General features: G+C 26.7%; 14 protein-coding genes and 2 rRNA genes. 2 read left to right on the top strand and 14 right to left on the bottom strand.

The window, feature by feature from the left end:
* Positions 1-36: 36 nt before the first annotated feature.
* Genes JWF52_RS01230 through JWF52_RS19585 form a run of 6 tightly spaced genes read right to left on the bottom strand, consistent with a single transcriptional unit; the run spans position 37 to position 5,847 of the window.
* Positions 37-870, bottom strand: coding sequence for an ABC transporter substrate-binding protein (locus JWF52_RS01230; protein ID WP_208331540.1), 834 nt, complete (start codon positions 868-870; stop codon positions 37-39).
* A gap of 40 nt (positions 871-910) precedes the next feature.
* Positions 911-1,840, bottom strand: a complete 930-nt coding sequence (locus JWF52_RS01225; RefSeq protein WP_208331539.1) for a prenyltransferase — start codon at positions 1,838-1,840, stop codon at positions 911-913.
* Positions 1,840-2,679, bottom strand: a complete 840-nt coding sequence (locus tag JWF52_RS01220; RefSeq protein WP_286183938.1) for a carbohydrate ABC transporter permease — start codon at positions 2,677-2,679, stop codon at positions 1,840-1,842. Before JWF52_RS01220 ends, JWF52_RS01225 begins: the two co-directional genes overlap by 1 nt.
* Positions 2,660-3,541, bottom strand: a complete 882-nt coding sequence (locus tag JWF52_RS01215) for a carbohydrate ABC transporter permease (RefSeq protein ID WP_208331538.1) — start codon at positions 3,539-3,541, stop codon at positions 2,660-2,662. Before JWF52_RS01215 ends, JWF52_RS01220 begins: the two co-directional genes overlap by 20 nt.
* On the bottom strand, positions 3,531-4,811 hold the full coding sequence (locus JWF52_RS01210) for an ABC transporter substrate-binding protein (RefSeq protein WP_208331537.1): 1,281 nt from the start codon (positions 4,809-4,811) through the stop codon (positions 3,531-3,533). Before JWF52_RS01210 ends, JWF52_RS01215 begins: the two co-directional genes overlap by 11 nt.
* Before the next feature lies 1 nt (position 4,812).
* Complete coding sequence (locus JWF52_RS19585; protein ID WP_353654848.1) at positions 4,813-5,847, bottom strand: ABC transporter ATP-binding protein; 1,035 nt, start codon at positions 5,845-5,847, stop codon at positions 4,813-4,815.
* A 357-nt stretch (positions 5,848-6,204) separates the two neighbouring features.
* Between JWF52_RS19585 and JWF52_RS01200 the strand changes: the two genes are divergently transcribed.
* Entirely contained in the window at positions 6,205-6,756 is a 552-nt protein-coding gene (locus tag JWF52_RS01200) for a DUF8052 family protein (RefSeq protein WP_502711239.1), read from the top strand.
* Positions 6,753-8,375, top strand: coding sequence for a carbon starvation CstA family protein (locus JWF52_RS01195; RefSeq protein WP_208331535.1), 1,623 nt, complete (start codon positions 6,753-6,755; stop codon positions 8,373-8,375). The genes JWF52_RS01200 and JWF52_RS01195 overlap by 4 nt, the downstream gene beginning before the upstream one ends.
* Before the next feature lie 61 nt (positions 8,376-8,436).
* Here the strand turns inward: JWF52_RS01195 and addA are convergent, their stop codons facing one another.
* From addA to JWF52_RS01155, 8 genes are all read right to left on the bottom strand, one after another.
* A complete protein-coding gene (addA, locus tag JWF52_RS01190; RefSeq protein WP_208331534.1) occupies positions 8,437-12,195 on the bottom strand; it encodes a helicase-exonuclease AddAB subunit AddA in 3,759 nt (1,252 codons plus the stop codon).
* On the bottom strand, positions 12,195-15,647 hold the full coding sequence (gene addB, locus JWF52_RS01185) for a helicase-exonuclease AddAB subunit AddB (RefSeq protein ID WP_208331533.1): 3,453 nt from the start codon (positions 15,645-15,647) through the stop codon (positions 12,195-12,197). The genes addA and addB overlap by 1 nt, the downstream gene beginning before the upstream one ends.
* Positions 15,637-16,416: a PD-(D/E)XK nuclease family protein gene (locus JWF52_RS01180; protein WP_208331532.1), complete on the bottom strand. Its 780-nt coding sequence runs from the start codon at positions 16,414-16,416 to the stop codon at positions 15,637-15,639. Before JWF52_RS01180 ends, addB begins: the two co-directional genes overlap by 11 nt.
* Positions 16,417-16,432: 16 nt before the next feature.
* The gene (locus JWF52_RS01175) at positions 16,433-18,670 is read right to left on the bottom strand and encodes an ATP-dependent helicase (protein WP_208331531.1); all 2,238 of its coding nucleotides are present in this window, start codon (positions 18,668-18,670) and stop codon (positions 16,433-16,435) included.
* A complete protein-coding gene (locus JWF52_RS01170) occupies positions 18,663-20,558 on the bottom strand; it encodes a hypothetical protein (RefSeq protein WP_208331530.1) in 1,896 nt (631 codons plus the stop codon). Before JWF52_RS01170 ends, JWF52_RS01175 begins: the two co-directional genes overlap by 8 nt.
* A 466-nt stretch (positions 20,559-21,024) precedes the next feature.
* The gene (locus JWF52_RS01165) at positions 21,025-21,471 is read right to left on the bottom strand and encodes a hypothetical protein (RefSeq protein WP_208331529.1); all 447 of its coding nucleotides are present in this window, start codon (positions 21,469-21,471) and stop codon (positions 21,025-21,027) included.
* 78 nt (positions 21,472-21,549) lie between these two features.
* Positions 21,550-21,666: ribosomal RNA gene (rrf, locus tag JWF52_RS01160) — 5S ribosomal RNA — on the bottom strand.
* A gap of 86 nt (positions 21,667-21,752) precedes the next feature.
* Positions 21,753-22,091: ribosomal RNA gene (locus JWF52_RS01155) — 23S ribosomal RNA — on the bottom strand; the annotation flags it as partial.

The following is a 22,091-nucleotide window of genomic DNA, read 5'->3' as shown; positions in this document are numbered from 1 at the left end:
TTCTAATTTTACAGATTTTTTATTTTTAAATTTACTTTAATTAAATACATCACAAATTAATTTTTTACCATCATAAAGTTTTGCAATTTCATTTTCTCTATACATCCACTCTTGGCATAAATTAAAGTCATCAATATTAAAGACTTCTTGCTTTTCAAATTCAAAATTTTTCATTCTATTTGCCATATCTAAACTGTATCCAGCACAGTCAATACATATATTTACCTTTTCTTCTTGTGATAATGAGTTAAATAATTCTTGTGCTTCTTCTAATGCCTTATGGAAATTAGATACAGCTAATTTATTATTATTATAAAACTCTTCATCAAAAGCCCACATAACTAAATTTTTATCACTATTTCTACTGCTCCAAATTATTTCTCCACCACTTTCAATTACATCACTTACAAAAGGCTCTATTGCTACTAATGCATCAATTTCTCCATCTTCAAGTGCCTTAATTCTTTCATATGAATTATTAATCCAAACAACTTTTGCATTTTCAAGTATATCCTTTAAGTCATTTTTTAAATATAGGCGAAACAAACCCGATCTATTTACCCCAACTTTAAGATTTTTTAAGTCTTTTGGATAGTGTTTGCCTCCTACAACATGTATTGTACGAGTTAAATTAGATGTTAATACTGCTCTTTTGCCTTTTTCTAACATATAAAAGAAAAATGTTAAATCTCCAACCATTGAATCTACTTTTCCATCATAAAAGTCTTTATTTCCATCAAATAAAAACTTTTCATCTATTCTCAGATTAATATTAATACCATACTTTTTAAATATTTTCTTTTTATCTGCAATAAAAACTGGTACAGTTAATGGATTTATTCTTATTAATTTTAAATTTATTGTGTTCATATTTGAATTAAATCTCCTTTTTAATACTATGCATTCATTATTATTTTATAATTAAGCTAGCTAAAAATTCTAAACTCATGACAATATGGAAACCATATATTAATAATAATGGCCTAGGTCCCCAATCTTTTCCCATCTGAGGATATACGTTTTCTATTTTATAATAATCTTTATACCAACATACATATCCATAATAATAAAATATAATTAACCCACTTATAAATATTATTACTGAAATATTATTTGTAAAATACAAAATCCCCCAAAATACTATCATTGTTATAGCCTCTGGTATTATAATTTTAATAGAATTTCTAAATCCAATAACATGAGGAAGAGTTGTTCTTGTCCCCTTATCCTTTTCATAATCTGAAGTATTATTAGTTGACATTAAAAATACAGTCATTATCATAGCTATTAGAGAATATAAAAGTATCGCATAATTCGCCCTATTAGTTTGTATATATGCTGATATAAAACAACTAATTGCTCCAACAAATACGCCTGACACAAATTCTCCAACTGGATAAACTATATACGGCTTAGGGCCTAAAGAGTATCCTATAGCTGCTAAAACACTTATTAATCCAATTATTAATATATTGATATTTTTTGTTATAAATACTATTGATAATCCACATATACCACTAATAATTAATAAAAATCCTATTATAATTAAGGCATCAACTATCTTGGCATCTCCTCTTACTAAGCCCTCACTTCCTAGATGACCTGTAAATGTATCTTCATTTTCTTCATTTTTTAAAAATGCTCTTATTTCATTTGCTACATTAGCGACTATATTTAAGCAAAACCCTGTTATAAACATAAGAATTAATAATAATATGTTTAATTTACCTACCATGTAGGAACCAAATAATCCACCACTTAAAACTGGTAAACCCGTTGCAAACCCTGTTCTTATCTCCATTACAGTGTATGCTCTTTCAAAAAAATTCTTTTTATTCATTATTTAATACTCCCTGAAGTTATACCATCATATATATGTTTCTGTAAAAAAATAAAAAATACTAACATTGGTATTATACTAATTATAATTGCAGCACAAATAACATGCCACTGTATTTCATATGGACCTATAAATTTAAATAAGGTCGTTGACACTGTTTGTAGATTCATATCTGGCATATATAAAAATGGTATATAAAAATCATTATATATAGAAATCATTTTTATCATAATAACACTTATAGTTACTGGCTTTAATAATGGAAATATTACATTCCTATATATTTGAAAATAATTTGCTCCCTCTAACATAGCTGCTCTATCTAATTCTTTTGGAATTTTTTCTAATGCCTGCATGTACATATATATCATTAAAACATCTGCACCTATATAAAGTAGTATTGGTGCTAGCCTTGTATTATAAAGACCTAAATTATCAATTATTTTAAATGTTGATACTTGCGATATTTCCATTGGTACTACTGATACTGCAAAGTATATAAATAAAATTAATTTTTTACTCTTAAAACTAAATCTATTTATAACATATGCAACCATTGATCCAACTACTATACTTCCTAAAACTCCAAATAATGTTAATATAAATGTATTAAAAAATCCAAGTAACATACGTCCTTCAAACAATGCTTTCTTATAATTTTCTATATTAAAAAAGTTACTTGGTGGCATAATACCTGGAGTTTTCGTAAACTCTTCAAAGTTTTTAAAAGAACCAAACAAAATTGTTAATACAGGTAATATAATAATTATCGTCCACAATAATAAGCTTGTGTATACAAATATATTTTTAGTAACTTTTTTAAAATTCATCTTCATCATTCCTATATACTATTTTTTGTAACATAATAAGTACTCCTACTACAATTGATAGTATAACAGCCATGGACGCTGCCATACCAAACATTTTTTTCTCAAATGCTGTTTTCATAGTTTGAAGTAAAAACGTCATTGTACCGTTTGATCCATTGGTTAAAATCATTGGAATTTCAAAAACTGAAATAGCTCCAATTGTTAATAAAATAAAATTCACTTTGATTACTGTATGAATATTTGGTAATATTACATACCTTACTTGTTGAAGAAAGGTGGCACCTTCTAGCTTAGCTACTTTTTTATATTCATTTGGAATAGTAGCTATTGCTCCAAAATACATTATAAAGCTAAATCCAGTATATCTCCAAAGTGAAATACTGGCTAATGTATAATTTACAAATACTGGGTCTCCTAGCCAAAATTTTATATATTCTTTTAATCCAAGTAGTATAAGTATTTCATCAAATGTTCCTCCTGGACTAAAAAACATTCTAAACATCATCGAGATAGCTACACCACTAATAAGTGTTGGAAAAAATATAATTGCTTTAAAAAATGACTTTCCCTTTATTTTTGTAGATAATAAAATTGCAAAATATAGAGATATTATTATTTGTAAAACACCAGACGCAAAATAATATAAACTATTTAAAAATACTTTTACATAGGATGGGTTTGTTATTATTTTAAAAAAATTATCAAATCCAACAAATTCTTTTATATCAGATAGTCCATTCCAAGAAGTTAAACTATATTGAAATAAATAAATAACAGGCAAAAATCCAAATGTAATTAAGAGTAAAATAGGAAAAAAAAGAAAGAGAAAAATAATTTTTCTTTCTTTTTTTCTAATACTATTACTTTGCATTATTCTTTACTTCTTTAGCCCAACTTGCTTCTAAGCTGTTTATGTAATTTTCGTAGCTTTCATTTTGCTCTGGATATAAACCTATATTAATTACCTTTTGTAATGAATCTTTTAATCTTCCAACTCCAACCTCATTTGCTATATCTGAATATAATTTATCATCTTCTGGTTTTTCCGTTGGAACAGTTAATATAACTTTATTTTCTTCAAATATTTTCTTTTGCCCATCTGTAAAATCAGATTTTTTTGGTGATATTCCATTTGATTCGGCTGCATATCCACTTTCACTAGATATAAAGAAATCTAAAAATGCTTTTGCTGTTTCAATATTTTTACTATTTTTATTTATTCCAACAACTGAATCTGCCCCATATGCAATAGTATTCTCACCATTTAATTTTACAGGGAATGGAGCTATTGCTATATTATCTTTATCACTATTCATATTTTCTATTGTAGGTACATCTTGAGAACCACTTACTATCATAGCAACTTTTCCATCAGCTAACATTTGTAGAGACTTTGCTATATCTCCTGTTATTGGGTCTTTTTCTATCAAACCATTTGATGAAACATAATATATAAAGTCCATGATTTCTCTCATTGGTTGCCCTTCTTTAAATGCTGTACCTGCTTTTAGTGTTTCAGATCGGTATTGTTCTCCTCCAAATGATGTTAATGCTCCTCCCCAAATTCCAAGTATTGTATTATAATTTGTGTAATATGGGATTGCATCTGTATTATCTTTAATTTTTTTAAGCGCAACTTCCATCTCTTCCATTGTAGTTGGCATAGTTTCTATACCTGCTTCTTTTAATACCTTCTTATTGTAAATTACTCCAAGTGAATTTAAACGAGAAGGTAAACCATATGCTACTGAGTCATAATCAGCTTCTGTTACATCCATATACTCTTTTTCAAGATCTTCTACTTTTCCTAATGGAACAAAGTAATTACTATATTCCTGTGGTGTAGCATTTAAGCTAAATGGTATAAATAATACATCTCCATATTCTTTAGTGTTCATACGAGTTGTAATATGAGTGTCATAATCTGTTGATGATTCCCACTTAATATCTACTACATCTGGATATTTCTTTTTAAAATTTTCTTCAACTTGTGCGAAAAATTCATCTGCATCTGTTCTATCTGTCACTACAGTTATTTCTCCCCCAATTTTCCCCTTATTAGAAACTTCACTTTCTGACTTTTTTGCACATCCACTTAATGCTAATGTTGCAATAAGTGATAAACCAATCATTCTTTTCATTTTACTCTCTCCTTAAATTTTCTTTCGTTATACTATCAAAAATATTTGCTTTATTAAAATCAAATACTACACTTATCACTTCTCCTACTTTCAGACTTTCATTTTGATTATATTTCATTGTAAATGTAGTATCTTTTTTTCTTAAATAAATTAATGATTCTCCACCTATATATTCTATTTTTTCAATTGTTGCCTCTAATATATTTTTATTTTTTATATATTCATTTATTGTACCTACAAATCTTATATGCTCTGGTCGAATCCCCATAATATAACTTTTTCTATTATCTAAATTAGGTAATTGATCTTTTGAAAAAACAATATCATCATTTATACAAAAAGTGTCCTTACTAATCTTTATATCAAATGTATTCATCTTAGGCCTACCTATAAATGTTGCTACAAATAGATTTGATGGATTTTCATAAATTTCATTAGGTCTACCTACTTGTTGAATAACTCCGTCATTTAGTATAACTATTCTGTCTGCCATTGATAGTGCTTCTACATGATCGTGTGTAACATAAATAGTTGTTGCTCCTATTTTTTTATGTAAATTTGTAATCTCGTTACATGTTGAGTATCTAAGCTGAGAATCTAGATTAGATAGCGGCTCATCCATAAGAAATAATTTTGGTTCTCTAACCATTGCACGAGCAAGAGCTACTCTTTGTCTTTGACCTCCTGATAACTTTTTAGGCTTTACCTTTAAAAATGCTTCTATCTCTAATATTTTAGATGCCCATTTTACTTTATTTTCTATAGTTTTTTTATCTATTTTTCTTATCTTCATTCCAAATGCAATATTTTCATACACAGTCATATGAGGAAATAATGCATAGTCTTGAAATACCATTGATACATTTCTATCTTTGGGCAATACATCATTGATTATATTACCATCTATCTCAATAGTTCCACTAGTTGGTGACTCAAATCCACATATCATTTCTAACAATGTTGATTTTCCGCTACCACTTGGACCTAAAATTACAATAAACTCCCCCTTATTTATATTTAAATCAAAACTATTTATAGTGTTTTTTCCATTACTCTTATATTTTTTTACAATATTTTTTAATACTATATAGCTGATAATTTATCTCTCCTATCCTTGTTTAATATAACAATTATAAATATATAAAAAGAGAGATATCTTAATGATTAAATCCATTTCGATACCTCCCTTTTATATTAGTTAGGTCTATTATACTTAAAGCTTGCATAATAAATCAATAAATACGGAGAAACCATATATTCAAGTTTTTTATAGCATTATAACTAAATCAAATACCTAACTTGCCATAATTCTACATTTTATAAATAAATTACGTCTAATCTTAATTATAAACACCAATTAATAATATGATGAATTATAAATATTAATTAGAATATATATATTATCAGACTACTTAGTTTTTATACTAATCTAACAAACATAGAAGGGGGTGCTACTATTTTACCTAAATTAAAAGATTCTCTAAAAAACTCGTTTAACATATACAATAACTATTGTATTGATAACTATCAATTTGATTTTATGGGAGAATTTTTACTTACTAACTCTAAATACTTTTTAAGCAAGGATAAAGTTATTTATGCTTATGAAAATAATGAATATATTTTTGCTAAAGAAGTAGAAAACATATCAAAAGAATACCTAAACCAAAATATATTGCCTTTTATAAGTTATGCTTTAGACAATATTGTAAAAACCAATCAAAATCATATGTCATCAATAGTAACTTTATTTTTATCATCCAATTCTATTGATCCTGATCTAAAAAATCATATAAAAAAATACAGAAGAAGAAAAAGCTATAAGTTTGGTCTTAGAGGATATGCCTCAACTAGACTTATATTATTTGATAATACGAAACAAGAACTTCTCTATAACTCAGAGTCTAAAGATGTTATAAATTTTTATAAGGAGGTTTTAAAATGAATTCATTTACGCTTTTAATAGGAAGTGCAATTATACTTTTAGTAGCTTATATATTCTATGGTGGATACCTTGCTAAAAAGTGGGGTGTTGACGATTCCCGTAAAACACCTGCACATACAAAATATGATGGTGTTGACTATGTTCCAGCTAAATCTCCAGTTTTACTTGGTCATCACTTCGCATCAATAGCTGGTGCCGGTCCTATTGTCGGCCCTATACAAGCAGCAATTTTTGGTTGGATTCCAGTTACCTTATGGGTAATAATAGGTAGTATATTCTTTGGTGGTGTTCAAGATTTTGGTTCATTATTTGCATCTATAAGGCATGATGGTAAATCTATTGGTGAGATAATAGAAGCTAATATGGGTAAGAAAGGTAAAAAATTATTTGCTTTATTTGCTTGGTTAACTTTAGTTTTAGTAGTTGCCGCTTTTGCAAATATAGTCGCTGATAACTTTGTTTCAACTCCTCAGGCTGCAAGTGCTTCTGTATTCTTTATGATTCTAGCAGTATTCTTTGGTATAGCAGTATATAGATTTAAAGCACCTCTTTTATTATCTACTATAATTGGAGTCATATTATTATTTGCTTGCATTTACTTAGGATTTTTATTTCCACTAGTTTTATCTAAACAAGTTTGGATTCTTATACTTATGGTATATATATTTGTTGCATCTGTTACTCCAGTATGGATACTCCTTCAACCTAGAGATTATTTAAATTCATATTTATTATATGCAATGATAGCAGGTGCTCTTTTAGGTATAGTTATATTAAGACCTGAGATACAAATGGATGGATTTGTAGGCTTTAACGTTAATGGTCAGTATTTATTCCCTGTATTATTTGTTACTGTTGCTTGTGGTGCAATATCAGGTTTTCACTCTTTAGTCGGTTCTGGTACATCTTCAAAACAATTATACAAAGAGTCTGATGCTAAAAAGATAGGTTATGGTGCAATGCTTATAGAAGGTCTATTAGCTATAGTAGCACTTATAACTGTTGCTTATATATCAAATGCTCAATTTGGTGATTTATTATCAAACGGTGGTCCTGTAAATGTTTTTTCAGAAGGTATAGCAAACTTTATGCTTTCTTTTGGTATTCCATTTAGCATAGGTAAAACTTTCACAGCACTTGCAATATCTGCCTTTGCTCTTACTTCACTGGATACTGCAACTAGACTTGGAAGATTTATATTCCAAGAGTTCTTTGATAATGATAGCTGTGAAAATAAAGAAGAATCTAAGAAAAATCCCCTTACAAATATGTATGTTTCAACAACTATAACAGTTGTATGTTCTGGATTTTTAGCTATTTTAGGTTACGAAAAAATTTGGCCAATATTTGGTTCTGCAAATCAATTATTAGCTGCAATATCTTTAATGGCAATAGCTATATGGCTTGCTAATACAAATAGAGGATGTAAGGAGTTTATTATTCCTATAATATTTATGTTTATTGTTACTATAGTCTCTCTTTGCTTTAACATTAAATCAAATATGGGTGTAAATTATCCATTAGTTATAATAGCTATAGCACTTTTAGTCTTATCGCTTGTATTAATAAAAGAGGCCTTAGCATTTTTCAAACATAATAAAGATAAAGAAATTAACTAATAATTAAATATTTTATAAAAAGGCCGTCGCCCTATATTTTTAGTGCGACAGCCCCTTTTATTTACATTGAAATACCTTCATCTATTCCAAATAAATATACATACTTTTCTTTTACTTCTTTCCCTGTTAAATCTTCAACTACTTGAGCGTATAAATCTAACTGCTTTTTATATCTATTTACTACATCTTCTTTATTTTCTTCATTTACGAAATCTGTTTTATAATCAACTATGACAATTTTTTCATCTTCTTCAAAGTACATGTCTATTATACCTCTTAACATAAGACTTTCATCATCATATCTTGTAATTTCATCATATGTTTCTAGCTCTTCATATATATATACATCTTTCATTTTGATTTGAGCATAAATTGCTTGTTCTTTTTTAATAAATTGAGATTTCAGTACTCTTTGACCTAAATCTGATTTAAAGAATTTATATATCTTATATGGATTTATAACTGATGATTGCTTATTAGTTATTATACCTTTAGATATAAAACTTTTAATTTGTTCTTCTATTTCACTAATACTATTTATTTTATTAAAGTCTAAAACTTCCATAACTAAATGGACTATAGTGCCTTTTTCAGCTCCAGTTATTTTATCATTAACTTCTGATTCTTGCATAAATAATGGTTTCTTTAGACTAATTTGATTATTAAATATATCCTTTGTATATTCTTCTTCATAATTATTTTGTATCTTTTTAATTTCTGTTACTGATATACTAGCAGGTTTAGTTACACAAAGTTCGTATGGATAAATATAGTCTAATTTTTCTTTTATATCATAGTAATACTCACTATCAGGTTTATCTACATCTAAATTTTTTATAATCCCTTTAATTCCTTCTTGCTCTTCATCTTCTTTTTCTTCTATCGATACATCATCTTTATACCAAATTTTTGCATTCCACTTTGAACTATGATTATCGATATTATCTATATCAATATCAGCTATTTCTCTTAAATTTTCTAAGTCTTTATGCTTTAAAACCGCTGGCATTATCCAATCTAAAAATCCCTTACCTTTTAATATTTTATATTGTGATATTGGTTCATTTCCATCTATTCCATTTGACCATGATTTTAAACTTTTCTCTATGTTTCTAGTAGAGCCTGTTATTATAAGTTTTTCTTTTGGTCTTGTAAAAGCAACATATAGTACCCTCATCTCTTCCGATAGATTTTCTACATTTATTTTACTTTTTAATGCTTCTTTTGCTATACTTGGGTAAGATATTCTTCTTTCATAATCTACAACCTGAGGACCATATCCTAGATTATGATGATATAATATATCCTTCTTAAAATCTTGAGTATTGAAATTTTTACCCATACCAGAACATATTACAACAGGGAATTCTAGACCTTTACTTTTATGTATACTCATTATCCTAACTACATTAGCATTTTCTCCTAAAGTTTTTGCACTTCCCATATCCGTATTAGATTTTCTTAATTTACTTACAAAGTTTATAAAGTTAAATATGCCTTTAAAGCTAGTTTCTTCAAATTGCTTAGCTCTTTCAAATAGTATCTTTAGATTTGCTTGTCTTTGAGAACCTCCAGGTAGTGCCCCTGCATAAGCATAATATCCTGTTTTAGTATATAAGTACCAAAGAAATTCATCTGTACTCATGTAGAGTGATTTTTCTTTATAGTCATGTAATCTATTTATAAATTCTATGCACTTTTTACTTTTCTCATCTTCACTTTGGCTAAACATTTCTAATGCTTCGTAAAAGCTTTTTTGACCATCTTCTACTCTTATATCTATTAAATCTTCTGGCGTAAATCCACAAATTGGTGATTTAAGCACTGCTAAAAGAGGTATATCTTGCATTGGATTATCTATAACTTGAAGTAGAGATATAATAGTTTTTATTTCTATAGTATCAAAGTACCCTATTCCTGTATCTGCATAAGTTGGTATATCCATATTCATAAGTTCATCTGCAAATACAGGTGCCCAAGCTGAAGTTGCTCTAAGAAGTATTACGATATCTTTAAATTGTACTGGTCTATAATCATCTAATTTTTTATCATAAACCATTTGAATTTTGCCATCTTCGTTTTGATTCATTAAATCTTTTATTATTTTACCAACCATTCTAGCTTCAAGCTGAATGTTATCTACTTCTTCCTCTTCTTCATTACTTTCATTTTCTTTTTCTTCACTTGAGTCTTCAGATCTTAACTTGCTTTGCATTATATGTATTTCAGAAGGTCCTCCAACTAAAGCTTTTTCATTAGTATTTTCTTTAAATATAGCTCCTAAATTAAGTCTTTCTTCTTCTGTATAATCTATCTCTCCAATATGCAAACTCATTGTATTTTCAAATATATAATTTGCGCAGTCTACAACTTCTTCTCTACTTCTAAAGTTTTTATATAGCATTATTTTTCTATATAAAGAACCTTTTTCACTATCATAATCTGCATATTTCTTTAAAAATATTTCAGGTTTGGCCTGTCTAAATCTATATATACTTTGCTTAACATCTCCAACCATAAATCTATTAGGCACTTTTATTTTTGCAATAGTGCTAAGAAGTACCTCTTGTACTAAATTACTATCTTGATATTCATCTATAAATATTTCATAAAATTTATCTCTGTATCCTAAAGCTATATCTGACGGTATATCATTTCCGTTATCATCTTTTTCTGTAAGTATTTTCAAAGCAAAATGTTCTATATCGTTAAAGTCAATTATTCCTTTTTCTCTTTTTTTACTATCATAAGCTTCTTCAAACTTAATTACAGTTTCTGATATAGATTTTGCTACATTATATAAATATCTAAGTTCATCATTTATATCTTCATTTTCTTTACAAAATGTTGATGCTATCATTGATTCTATTGATTTTTTAGCTTTTTTCCTTATATCATCTGCTTTTTTCTTTATATCAGTTATATATGTTGGTGCATCTTTAGGGATTCTTTTTACTCCTTTTGTGTAATTTTCAAATTTAATAGATGACATCGCCTTAAATGCATCATCCCAAGTTTTATTGCACCCCTCTAGTATCCTTTTTATCCCATTATAATCACTTTTGAATTTATCTAAATATGTCTCAAGCTCTTCTATATCTTGAAGTTCTTCTAAAGCTTTTGCCATACTTATTTCCATTCCACTTACTTCTATTTTAACGGTATCGAGTATAGCCTTAGCCCAAATTGAATTTGAAAACTCAAAGCTTTCATCTATATTAAATTGCTCAGCTGAAAATTCTAACCATTCTTTTGGATTTGGAGATGCCATTGCGAAATTATATATCCTAAGTATAATATCAGCTAAATTACTATCTCCTCTTCTCTCTGCATAACTTTCAACTAAATTTAAAAATCCTTTATCTTGTTCTACATAAAGTTGTTCAAAAACTTCTTCTATAGCTTCTTGCTTTAGTAAGGTGCATTCTGTAGTATCTCCTATTCTAAAGTTAGGGTCTAAGTTTATCTTGTGGAAGTTAGATTTTATAACTTCTAAACAAAATGAATGTATTGTTGTTATACTAGCTTTGTTTAAAAGCACAAGTTGACTTTGTAAATGTTTATTTTCAGGATTTTTATCTAATGATTTACCTATTGCATCTCCTACTCTTTCTCTCATTTCTGAGGCTGCTGCATTAGTAAATGTAACTACTAATAACTTATCTATATCAATAGGATTATCTCTATCTGTTATCATTTGTATGATACGCTCAACTAGTACTGCAGTTTTACCCGAACCTGCAGCTGCTGCTACAAGTAAATTACAGTCTCTACTATCTATAACTGCTTGCTGTTCATTTGTCCATTTAGGAGAACTCATTATTTCACCTCTTCTCTCATTGTCTTTATTATTTCATCATCGCTCTTTTTATTTATAACTTTATATTTATTGTCCTTTAATGTTGTATCAAATTGGCATATAGCTGAGTAGTTACAGAATGTACATGAATTTTTATCTTTATTTTTATATGGAGATATACTTATATTTCCGTCTAACATATCTTCACATAAGTCTTTTATAAGATCTTTTACATACTTTCTTATTACATCAAATTCTTCACTACTTACTCCTTTTGTGTGTCTACCTAAAGTTCCATCTTTGTTTAAATTTGCTGGTATTATTAAGGAATTAGATCTTTTTCCGTTTGCTAAAGATTTATCCATTTCTTTTATAATATTTGAATCTTTTATTAAAAGTCCTTGCATCTTTAAGCTTTTTAATATATTTTCTCTAATTTCTTCATCATCTTTATTTTCATCAAATTTAACTATTGGATCATCAATTCTAGAGTATAAAATAGCTGCTGGATTTAAACTTTTACCATCATCCTTACCACTTTCTAGTATTGCATCTAGATAAACTAATAGTTGCAACTGAAGTCCATGATATATATCTGTCAAACTTAAATCTTTTTTACCAGATTTATAATCTACAATCCTTATATATCTTCCTTCTTCATTTTCAAACTCATCAACTCTATCAATTTGCCCTCTTAGATTTATTTCTTCTCCATTATTTAATATTATTTTTATTGGAGGATATTTTCCTTTCACAGAAAAATCAACTTCATAATCTGTTGGCTCAAAAGACCCTTGCTTTATTTGTTCACTGATTATACTTATTGCTGATATAAGCATGTTTTTAAGTCTATATGCAAGATATTTGTACCTCTCAGAACTTTCTAATATATACCCTGGAATTCTACCAACTATATCATCTACTATTTGAGATACTCTGTTTGTTATATATATTTGATCTATATCTCTCCAATCTAAATTATCAATACTTAGTTGTTTTGAAAATCTATCTAATATATTATGAATAAATGTTCCTAAATCTGGTGCTGTAAACGAATACTCTTTTCTTTCTTTTGCTTTTAATCCATATTGAATAAAATAAGCAAATGGACACTGTGCATACATTTCTAATCTAGAAACACTTAAATTTTTATCGTATAAAGATTTTATTTTTTCTTCTTCTATTTTTTGAACTTGATTTGTATAACTTAATCCACTTATTACTTTTTTAGTGATATTAGAATACTCTTTATCATTTAAATAGTATCTATATACGTCTATCCATATATTATTAATTTCTTTTCCATCATCAAATTCTTTTATTTCATTTATAAGTTCATTAAATGTTGGAGCTTTTACAGTTATTTTATCTAATATTTCTTCATCAGTCTTAGCTTCTTTTTCTATTAAGTAACTTTTGTTATCAATATTTGGGAATATTTTTTTAAGTCTAGATATTATAACTGATGGTCTTAAAGTTTTTCCTTCATGATCTGCAATAGGATAAGTTACTATAAGATTCTCACTTGTAGATGTCAAAGCCTTATAAACTAAATATTGTTCCTCAAAAGTTTTCGTTTTACTATCAATATCTACCTCTACACCCTTTTGACCTAAATTCTCTCTATCACTATCACTTAATAGTCCATTGTCTTTTGCTATAAGTGGGAATGTACCATCTGTTGTTCCTATTAAATATAAATACTTTGTATTAGGATTTTTCATTCTATCTACACTACTTACTAATACTTGGTCTATACTTGGAGGTACTAATCCTAGTTCATACTCATCAAATCCTAAGCTTATAAGTTTTATAAACTTATCTAAAGATATTTTTTCATCACCCATTATTTCTACCATTTGGTCAAAAATATCTACTACTATATTCCACACTTGTGAATATTGATTTGCTACATCTAGCTCACCTTTATCTTTAAAATTCATTATTAAATTTTCTATTGTAGTAGGCATTTCAATTTCTAACAAAAATTCATATACAAACTTACAAATATCACTTACGCTATTTCTTCCCTTTAATTTTTCTTGTAAGTTTATTATGGGTGACAATACTCTATTCTTTATTTCATTGACTCTAATCCTTATTTCAACTTCATTTTCTTTTTCTTCAGCTGCTATGTTATGATTTATTCTATAAGTCCACTCTTCTTCAAACCATTTTTTACCCTTTATACCATTTGCAAGCACATAGTTTTCAAGTAAGCTAATATCTTCATTACTTATACCTATAAGGCCACTTTTTAAATATCTAAACATAGTTTCATAACTGTATCTTCTATTTTTCATTTCTAATGCAGATATTATAAGTACTATTATTGGATTACTTTTAGCTTCTCTTTTTTTATCTATAAAGTTAGGTATTTTATATTCGTTAAAAATTGAGTGTACTAAAAAATCATACTTATTTAAATCTCTTGTAGCTATAGTAATATCTCTATATCTAACGTCTTTATCTCTCACTAATTTTACTATTTCTTTTGCTATTTCTTCTACTTCAGAATACAGGTTATTAAATTCTTTTATTTTTATATCTTTAGTTTCATTATCATATGTCTTGTATGGATAAGAATGATAGTACTTTTCTAGATGCCTAAGTTCTTCGCTATTTTTAAATCTTTTTATAACTGAGTTATTTAAATTAATAGATGAAAGTACTGAAATACCATCCTCATTGCACAATTTAATAAGTTTTTGATATGTAAATTTTGTTCTCGAAAATGCATCCGCCTTATTATAAGATATCGCTTGTGGATTATCTACCGTTAAAGATATAGTTACCTCTTTCGCTTTAGCAAATATACTTTTAAGAACTCTATACTGGTTAGGTGTAAAACCTGTAAATTCATCTATATAAATATATGCGTCTTTAAAATAATCGCATAAGTTTAGCTTGTCTGCTAATGAATTAAGCATATCTTGAGAATCCACATAATTTTCATTTAGTTTTTCTTCATATTCTTTATATATTTTACTTACATCCTTCAGCTTTAATTTTAAAGTTTCATTATCAATATCTCCACTTATATTTTCTAACATTTCATAACTTATATTGTATTGCTTTAATTCTGATATAATATCAGATATTGAACTTACAAATCCAGATTGAGAAGATGATTTTGAAAATATATTAAGCTCATCACTTACACTTTCTATTGCTCTATAAGTCATCATTGCTCTACCACTTGAATTTATATTAACTTCTGTTAACCCTCCAACATGAGAGAAAACTATATTACTCATGGTCTTAAAACTTAAAACTCTTGACCTTAGAAATTTATCTTTCTCTTCTCCTAGGAAAAGTTTACTCATTCTTTTTTCCATCTCAAAAGTATATTGTTCTGGAACTAGAAGTATAACAGGAGATGTTTCATTATCTTGAACTCTTTTTTTTATATCTTCAAGAATATATGTAGATTTTCCACTACCGCCTCTACCGAACACAAATCTAACACTCATAAATTTCCTCCTCTAAAATGTTATAATTTATATCGTCTCCATTGCATAATTTATTAAACTCACAAAACTTGCAATGCTCTTTATTATGAATTAAATCATATCTATAATCTTTTTGTTCATCATCATACTTAGTGTGCTTTATCCTATTTATGTACTCATTTAATTTATTTCTATTTGCATTATGTTTTTGGTCACTATATGAAATAGTAATTGGTCCATCATCAAATAATGGTTGATAATATTTCATTACTATATTTGAAGTATCAATATTAATACCAAATAACTTTGGTATTACCTCTTTAGCTAAAAACATATACACTATTGTTTGCATTCTATTTTCTATATTTTTATAATTAATTTTTCTATTTTCTGTTTTCCAATCATATATTTCAATTTTATCTTTTCCTAATATAACTAAGTCATATTTAGCTTGTACTTCATTTCCAAACAAATTATATCTAATTTCATATTCTGGCAAATATATATCTTCTTCATTTATAGGTATTAATTTCTTTATTTTACTTATCCATATAGAAAAGTTACTTTTATCACTATCATTTATACCTAAAGGTATACTGCTAAAATATCTTTCACAAAGTAAATGAAACTCTCTACCACTTTTTAGACCTTCATAATACTCTCTACTTTCTATATCATCATGTTTCCAATTTATATTATCTATATATTTATATTTAAATTTTAAAGGACATGACTTATACGTATTTATTGAGTTTTGGCTGTAACAAAAATACTTTAACTTGTCGTTCAATTAATATCACTTCCTTTTAGGTATCTATATTTTTATTATCGTTTATAGAATTTTCTTTTTTATATTTAATATATTTTTCAAGTTCATTTATATAAATAGATGGCTTTTGCTCTCTATTTTTCTTTCCTACTTCACTTTCATCTTTATAAGAACTACATGATAATACTAGCATTTCTTTTGCTCTAGTTATACCTACATATAGTAATCTTATCTTTTCATTTATTAATTCTATCTTCGTTTTGTTTATATAATCATTAGGATTCTCTCCTGTAAATATTGCATCTATTTCTGATTTAATTACTGCAATTGGATTTTTATATTTATCTTTTAAATACCATTTATCGCATTGAAACTTTTGAGTTATATTATCTGGAAAATTATACTCTACAAGGCCTAATAAAAATACACAGTCCCATTCTAGCCCTTTAGATTTATGATAATTACAAACCGTTATACTTCCTGGTTCTGGTTCATATCCATTCATTTCATAAACTACATCTATAATATGATTAAACACTTTATTCTTTGTATCAAATAATATCTCATATACATCCACTAAGCTTATATTAATATTTTCTGCTGTCAAATATTTTATATAGAAAGCTATATAATCAACTATAGCCTTATCTTCCTTTTCTAAATTTAATTGTTCTCCTATATATAAAATTAATAAATCTAATCTAGATGTTGGGTATTCAATTATATCTTTTAATACACTTACTCCATGTAAAAAGCTTTTATATAAGTCACCATTATCATCTATTATTAATGATTCATTTTTTTCTATATTATATATTATTTCTTCTGTATCATATTTTCTAAGAATCTCTAAGAAATCTTTTTTACCTAATTCATTATCGGTGTGTATAAACACTTTATCTAAAACATTTATAAGCTCTTCTACATCATCACAGTTTAATATAAAATTAATAATATAAGTTATATTATTAACCATATTTCTTTTGCTCATAGAATTTGGTCCTAATTCTTCAAATTCCATATTATTTTCAATTAGTTTTCTTGCCACTTGAGTAATTTGATCATTGAAAGGTACTAATATTCCTATACTTTTATCTGGATATTTTTTCTTTATACCCTTTGCATACGCTACTGTTTTTTCTACTTCATCATTCCAAGTTAAATATCTCTTTGTATTTATACTATAAATATCGGGTTTAGGGTTTTCTTTATAACCCATATCTATTGGAACTGTTTTTATTTCCATATCTTCTAGGGCATCTCTACATTCTACTTGTCTAAATTCATAATTTACGTATTTAACAAGTCTATTTGCTAAATCTAATATATCCTTAGAGCTTCTATTAGACATATCCATTCTATAGCAATTATCACTTTCTTCTATAAATTCTTTAAAATATTTAGGGTCTGATGATGAAAATGTACCGGTTATACTTTGGTTTATATCCCCTACTCTTACCAAATTATTATTTTCTTTAGATATTAACTTTATTATATTTCCTTGTATTTCATTAGAATCCTGGCATTCATCTTCAAATATATATTTATATCTATTTTGAAGTTTAAGTCTTAAACTTTCATCTAACCTAAGTGCTTTATATGCTAAAATTAATATATCATCATAATCTAATAATCCATATTGTTTTAGTTTATTATCGTACTCCCTATATATTGGAAGTATAATTTTAAGTATACCTTTATATGTAGGTTCTATTATATCGTCCAAATTTTTTGGTGATATTTCTTTATATTTTAATTCACCTATAGCATTTCCTACAAGTTCATAGAAACCATGCTCCCAGGCATCAAACATTCTATCTCTCCACTCACCATCTTTTTGGTCTTTTAAAAACCACCTAAATGCCCTTTCTCCTCCATTTAATCTAAAATTATTTATACATTCATTAAGTATTATATTTTTTTGTAAATCATCAGCAATACTAAATTCTTCACTTAACATTACTACTTCTGGTTTTTCCTTTATTATTTTTACTGCTAAACTATGTATCGTCATAACTTCATATGAATTTTCTTCTTTTATGTTATTATCTTGAAGTATTTTTTTTATTCTTCCTTTAAAATTACTTACTGCACTATTCATATATGTTAGTATTAATATCTTTGAACCATCATGCCTATTTTCTTTTAAAAGCTTAGCAACTAAGTTTGTTACTATAAATGTTTTACCTGCTCCTGGCACTGCTGGAACTGCCATAGTTCCACTTTCATATCCTATTATAGGTAATTGATCTATCCTATAATTTATATTATTCATCCTCGATTTCCCCTTTATCTAATATCTTTAATAATAAGCTATACAATATACTTTCTTGAATATATCCATTCACAGTATACTCACTTTTATATGCATATACTCGCTTTGCATTTTTTAAAAGATTATAAACCATATTATATAAATAATATCTTTTATACCCTTCTTCCATATCATCAGTATAAATCTTATTTTCATTAAAGGATTTTCTAAGGACTACTACATTACTTATATCCTTTTCTATTTTCATATTCCATGCATTACTTCCTATGTCAACCCAAAGCTGTATTGGCCTTTGTATATTAGATGATATATAAAAGTAAGGCGTTGTTATTAAAACTTTATTTGAGTCATTTAATCTATCTATATCAGCTCCACTATAATAATCATTTATTGTACTTTTAAGCGCCTCTATGAATATTCTTTCTTTCTCTTTATTTTTGTCTAAGTTTAATAGACTTATATTTTCAGTAAAAATCTCACTTTCATTTATTATATTTTTACATATATGTACATTCTTTCTTCCATCTTTTAAATTTAGCATCTTATCTATATAAAATTGAATTAAAAATTCACTTATTTTTAATTTATTTTCTTTTTTGCTATTTATATATTTTAGAATACATAAATAGCTATCATGTTCATCTTTATTCTTAAATATCTTAAATGCTTGTATTCTATTTACATCTAAAATTATTTCTATAAAGCTAATAAATTCTTCTTCCTTTATTAATTCTATATAATCGTAGAAAATACATGTTGCCACTACTAATGCATTAGCATATGGATAATCTATAATCTTTTTATCTTTTTTACTATTAAATACTTCTAAGTTATTATTTTCTAATATATTTTTAATTTGATAATCTAATACTGTATTGTTTACTGGAGATATTATAGCTATATCCTTAGGGCTTGTACTACTATTTACAAGTTCTATTACTTTATTACAAACTTCACTAATCATTTCATTATATAATTGACTTGATTCATCTAAATATATATCTGCAGAAGTATACAGTAAATCATTTATACTAATATTTTTAAATATATCATTGCTTACTTTGAAGTTTTCTCTTATTAAATTATTTATACAATCCATATCTATATTGTTAAAAACTGAATAATCTCTAGTTGAATTAAAGTTTATGTATAAATCATTTACGTCTTCTTTTAGTAAATCTATAAATTCAATTTCGGCATTGCTACAACTTTCAAAACTATCTACTATTAGATAACTTATTTCTTTTTTAAGAAAACTAATGTATCTTTCATCCTTAAGCAAATAATTATTATATAGATATATACAAAGAGAATTATCTACCATACCATTTGATAATAATATATTTATATAATTTTCTATTATTTCATTCATCTGGCTATAAGAAAATCTATTTAAACTCTCCCTATTCTTTTTTGATAAATATATTTTTTCTCCTATAGTTATAAAATCTATTAATCCTCTTGCAGCTTGATTAATATTAGTATTTATACTCTTTGATATGTTTCCACTTGTACTAGTTATATCATCAAAATAACCTTCTAAATTTCTTTTATTTTCAACCTCAGAATTTATTATATAATCAGATAAACTACTTGATATAAATGTTGGTGATACTGTATTTTTTTCTATTTTGTCACATCTTTCTAATACTAATGGCCAAAATTTAATAATTTCTTTTTTTATAAAACTTAAGTACGTAGTTACTTTTAATTCTTCACTAAAACTTAAGTTTAATTTTCTTAAATATGTAATTCTAGCCCTATTATTAGGCACTAGTATCATTATATTTTTAGATCTATTGTTATTTTGATTAATTAATTTATTATATATATCTATAAATTTATCTATTTTTTTACTTATATTTTCCTCTATAAATAAATATTTCATATTAACACCTTCTTTTTACTTATTTAATAGTATTTTAATTATATCATATAAAAATTTAATACTACCATATTGTAAGTTAGCCTATATTTTATATATTGTATAAAAGTTTATACTCTAAATTATCTACAAATCATACAAATTATAGTATATTAGTACATAAAAAATTCGTATTTATCAAACATCCTGTAAATAATAAAAGTTATAATTTTTTATAATAAAAAAATGCAGCCTATTGGCTGCTTTTTATTTTATCTTTATTAAAATAACATATTCGTTAATTAACTTCTAATTTAATTATTATTAGATTTACCATAAATATATTTTTAACTTTATATAAATCATTAGCTAATTAAACTTTTACGTCTAAAGTTTAACTAATTTCTAACTTAATTTAAATATATCATTTGCATTTAATACATATTATTCTATCTTATATTTTGTAGATTTTATTATATAAATTTATAAATTACTGTAAAAATTTATTTATAATAAATTTACTAAAAGAACCCATTACAACCATTGCTATATTTATAAACATTAAATAAATAACATAAGATATACTTATTTCTTTTATAAACATCTTAATTGCGGACATAGTTGGACTAAAATATGGCATTGCTATCCATAAAGCAGTATTTGGACTATTTAATATATACTGAGTGTATAGTGCAAAAAATAGTAAAAATAAGCCCATTGAACAACCTATTAATCCTACAATTAACGATTCTAAAAATTTAAGATTATATTTGTATCCTACATAGAAATTAACTCCAATATAAAGTATTGCAAATACCATACCTATTGTAAGAGTTAAATTTGTAATAGGAAGAAAATTAAAGTAAATAAAAGACACTAGGCATATAATTAATATGTCAAAGAATAACGCTTCACCTGCTTGAAATACCTTTTGCATATACTCACCTCAAACTCCTTTATTTTATTATATTTAAAGTGAATTTAAAGTGTGAGTATTAGTACATAAAAAAATATTACGTGGCTACGTCTTACTCTCCCAGGCAGTTGCCCACCAAGTACCATCAGCGCTAAAGAGCTTAACTTCTGTGTTCGGAATGGGAACAGGTGTATCCTCTTTGCTATTGTAACCACATAATCTCTTATGCTTAATATTTCTATTAAGTTTTTCAAAGTTAATACTCTGAAAACTACAAACATTTATTGAATTAATCATTTTAATTGGTCAAGTCCTCGACCTATTAGTATCGATAAGCTAAATACATTACTGCACTTACACCTTCGACCTATCAACCAGGTAGTCTTCCTGGGGTCTTACCCTTACGGTGGGAAATCTTATCTTGAAGTTGGCTTCGCGCTTAGATGCTTTCAGCGCTTATCCATTCCGTACATAGCTACCCAGCCATGCCCTTGGCAGAACAACTGGTACACCAGAGGTACGTCCATCCCGGTTCTCTCGTACTAAGGACAGGTCTCCTCAAATTTCCTACGCCTGCGACGGATAGGGACCCGAACTGTCTCACGACGTTCTGAACCCAGCTCGCGTACCACTTTAATGGG

The sequence above is a fragment of the Clostridium sp. CCUG 7971 genome (assembly GCF_017590215.1).
Taxonomy (GTDB): Bacteria; Bacillota; Clostridia; order Peptostreptococcales; family Peptostreptococcaceae; genus Faecalimicrobium.
The sequence above is the reverse complement of the archived record's forward strand: the minus strand, read 5'-3'. Positions and strand labels throughout refer to the sequence as shown.

Coding starts and splice junctions, on each gene's coding strand:
- JWF52_RS01225 (WP_208331539.1), bottom strand. CDS start 1,840: ATGAATAAAAAGAATTTTTTTGAAAGAGCATACACTGTAATGGAGATA.
- JWF52_RS01170 (WP_208331530.1), bottom strand. CDS start 20,558: ATGAAATATTTATTTATAGAGGAAAATATAAGTAAAAAAATAGATAAA.
- JWF52_RS01230 (WP_208331540.1), bottom strand. CDS start 870: ATGAACACAATAAATTTAAAATTAATAAGAATAAATCCATTAACTGTA.
- JWF52_RS01210 (WP_208331537.1), bottom strand. CDS start 4,811: ATGAAAAGAATGATTGGTTTATCACTTATTGCAACATTAGCATTAAGT.
- JWF52_RS01175 (WP_208331531.1), bottom strand. CDS start 18,670: ATGAATAATATAAATTATAGGATAGATCAATTACCTATAATAGGATAT.
- JWF52_RS01215 (WP_208331538.1), bottom strand. CDS start 3,541: ATGCAAAGTAATAGTATTAGAAAAAAAGAAAGAAAAATTATTTTTCTC.
- JWF52_RS01165 (WP_208331529.1), bottom strand. CDS start 21,471: ATGCAAAAGGTATTTCAAGCAGGTGAAGCGTTATTCTTTGACATATTA.
- JWF52_RS01220 (WP_286183938.1), bottom strand. CDS start 2,679: ATGATGAAGATGAATTTTAAAAAAGTTACTAAAAATATATTTGTATAC.
- JWF52_RS01195 (WP_208331535.1), top strand. CDS start 6,753: ATGAATTCATTTACGCTTTTAATAGGAAGTGCAATTATACTTTTAGTA.
- addA (WP_208331534.1), bottom strand. CDS start 12,195: ATGAGTTCTCCTAAATGGACAAATGAACAGCAAGCAGTTATAGATAGT.
- addB (WP_208331533.1), bottom strand. CDS start 15,647: ATGAGTGTTAGATTTGTGTTCGGTAGAGGCGGTAGTGGAAAATCTACA.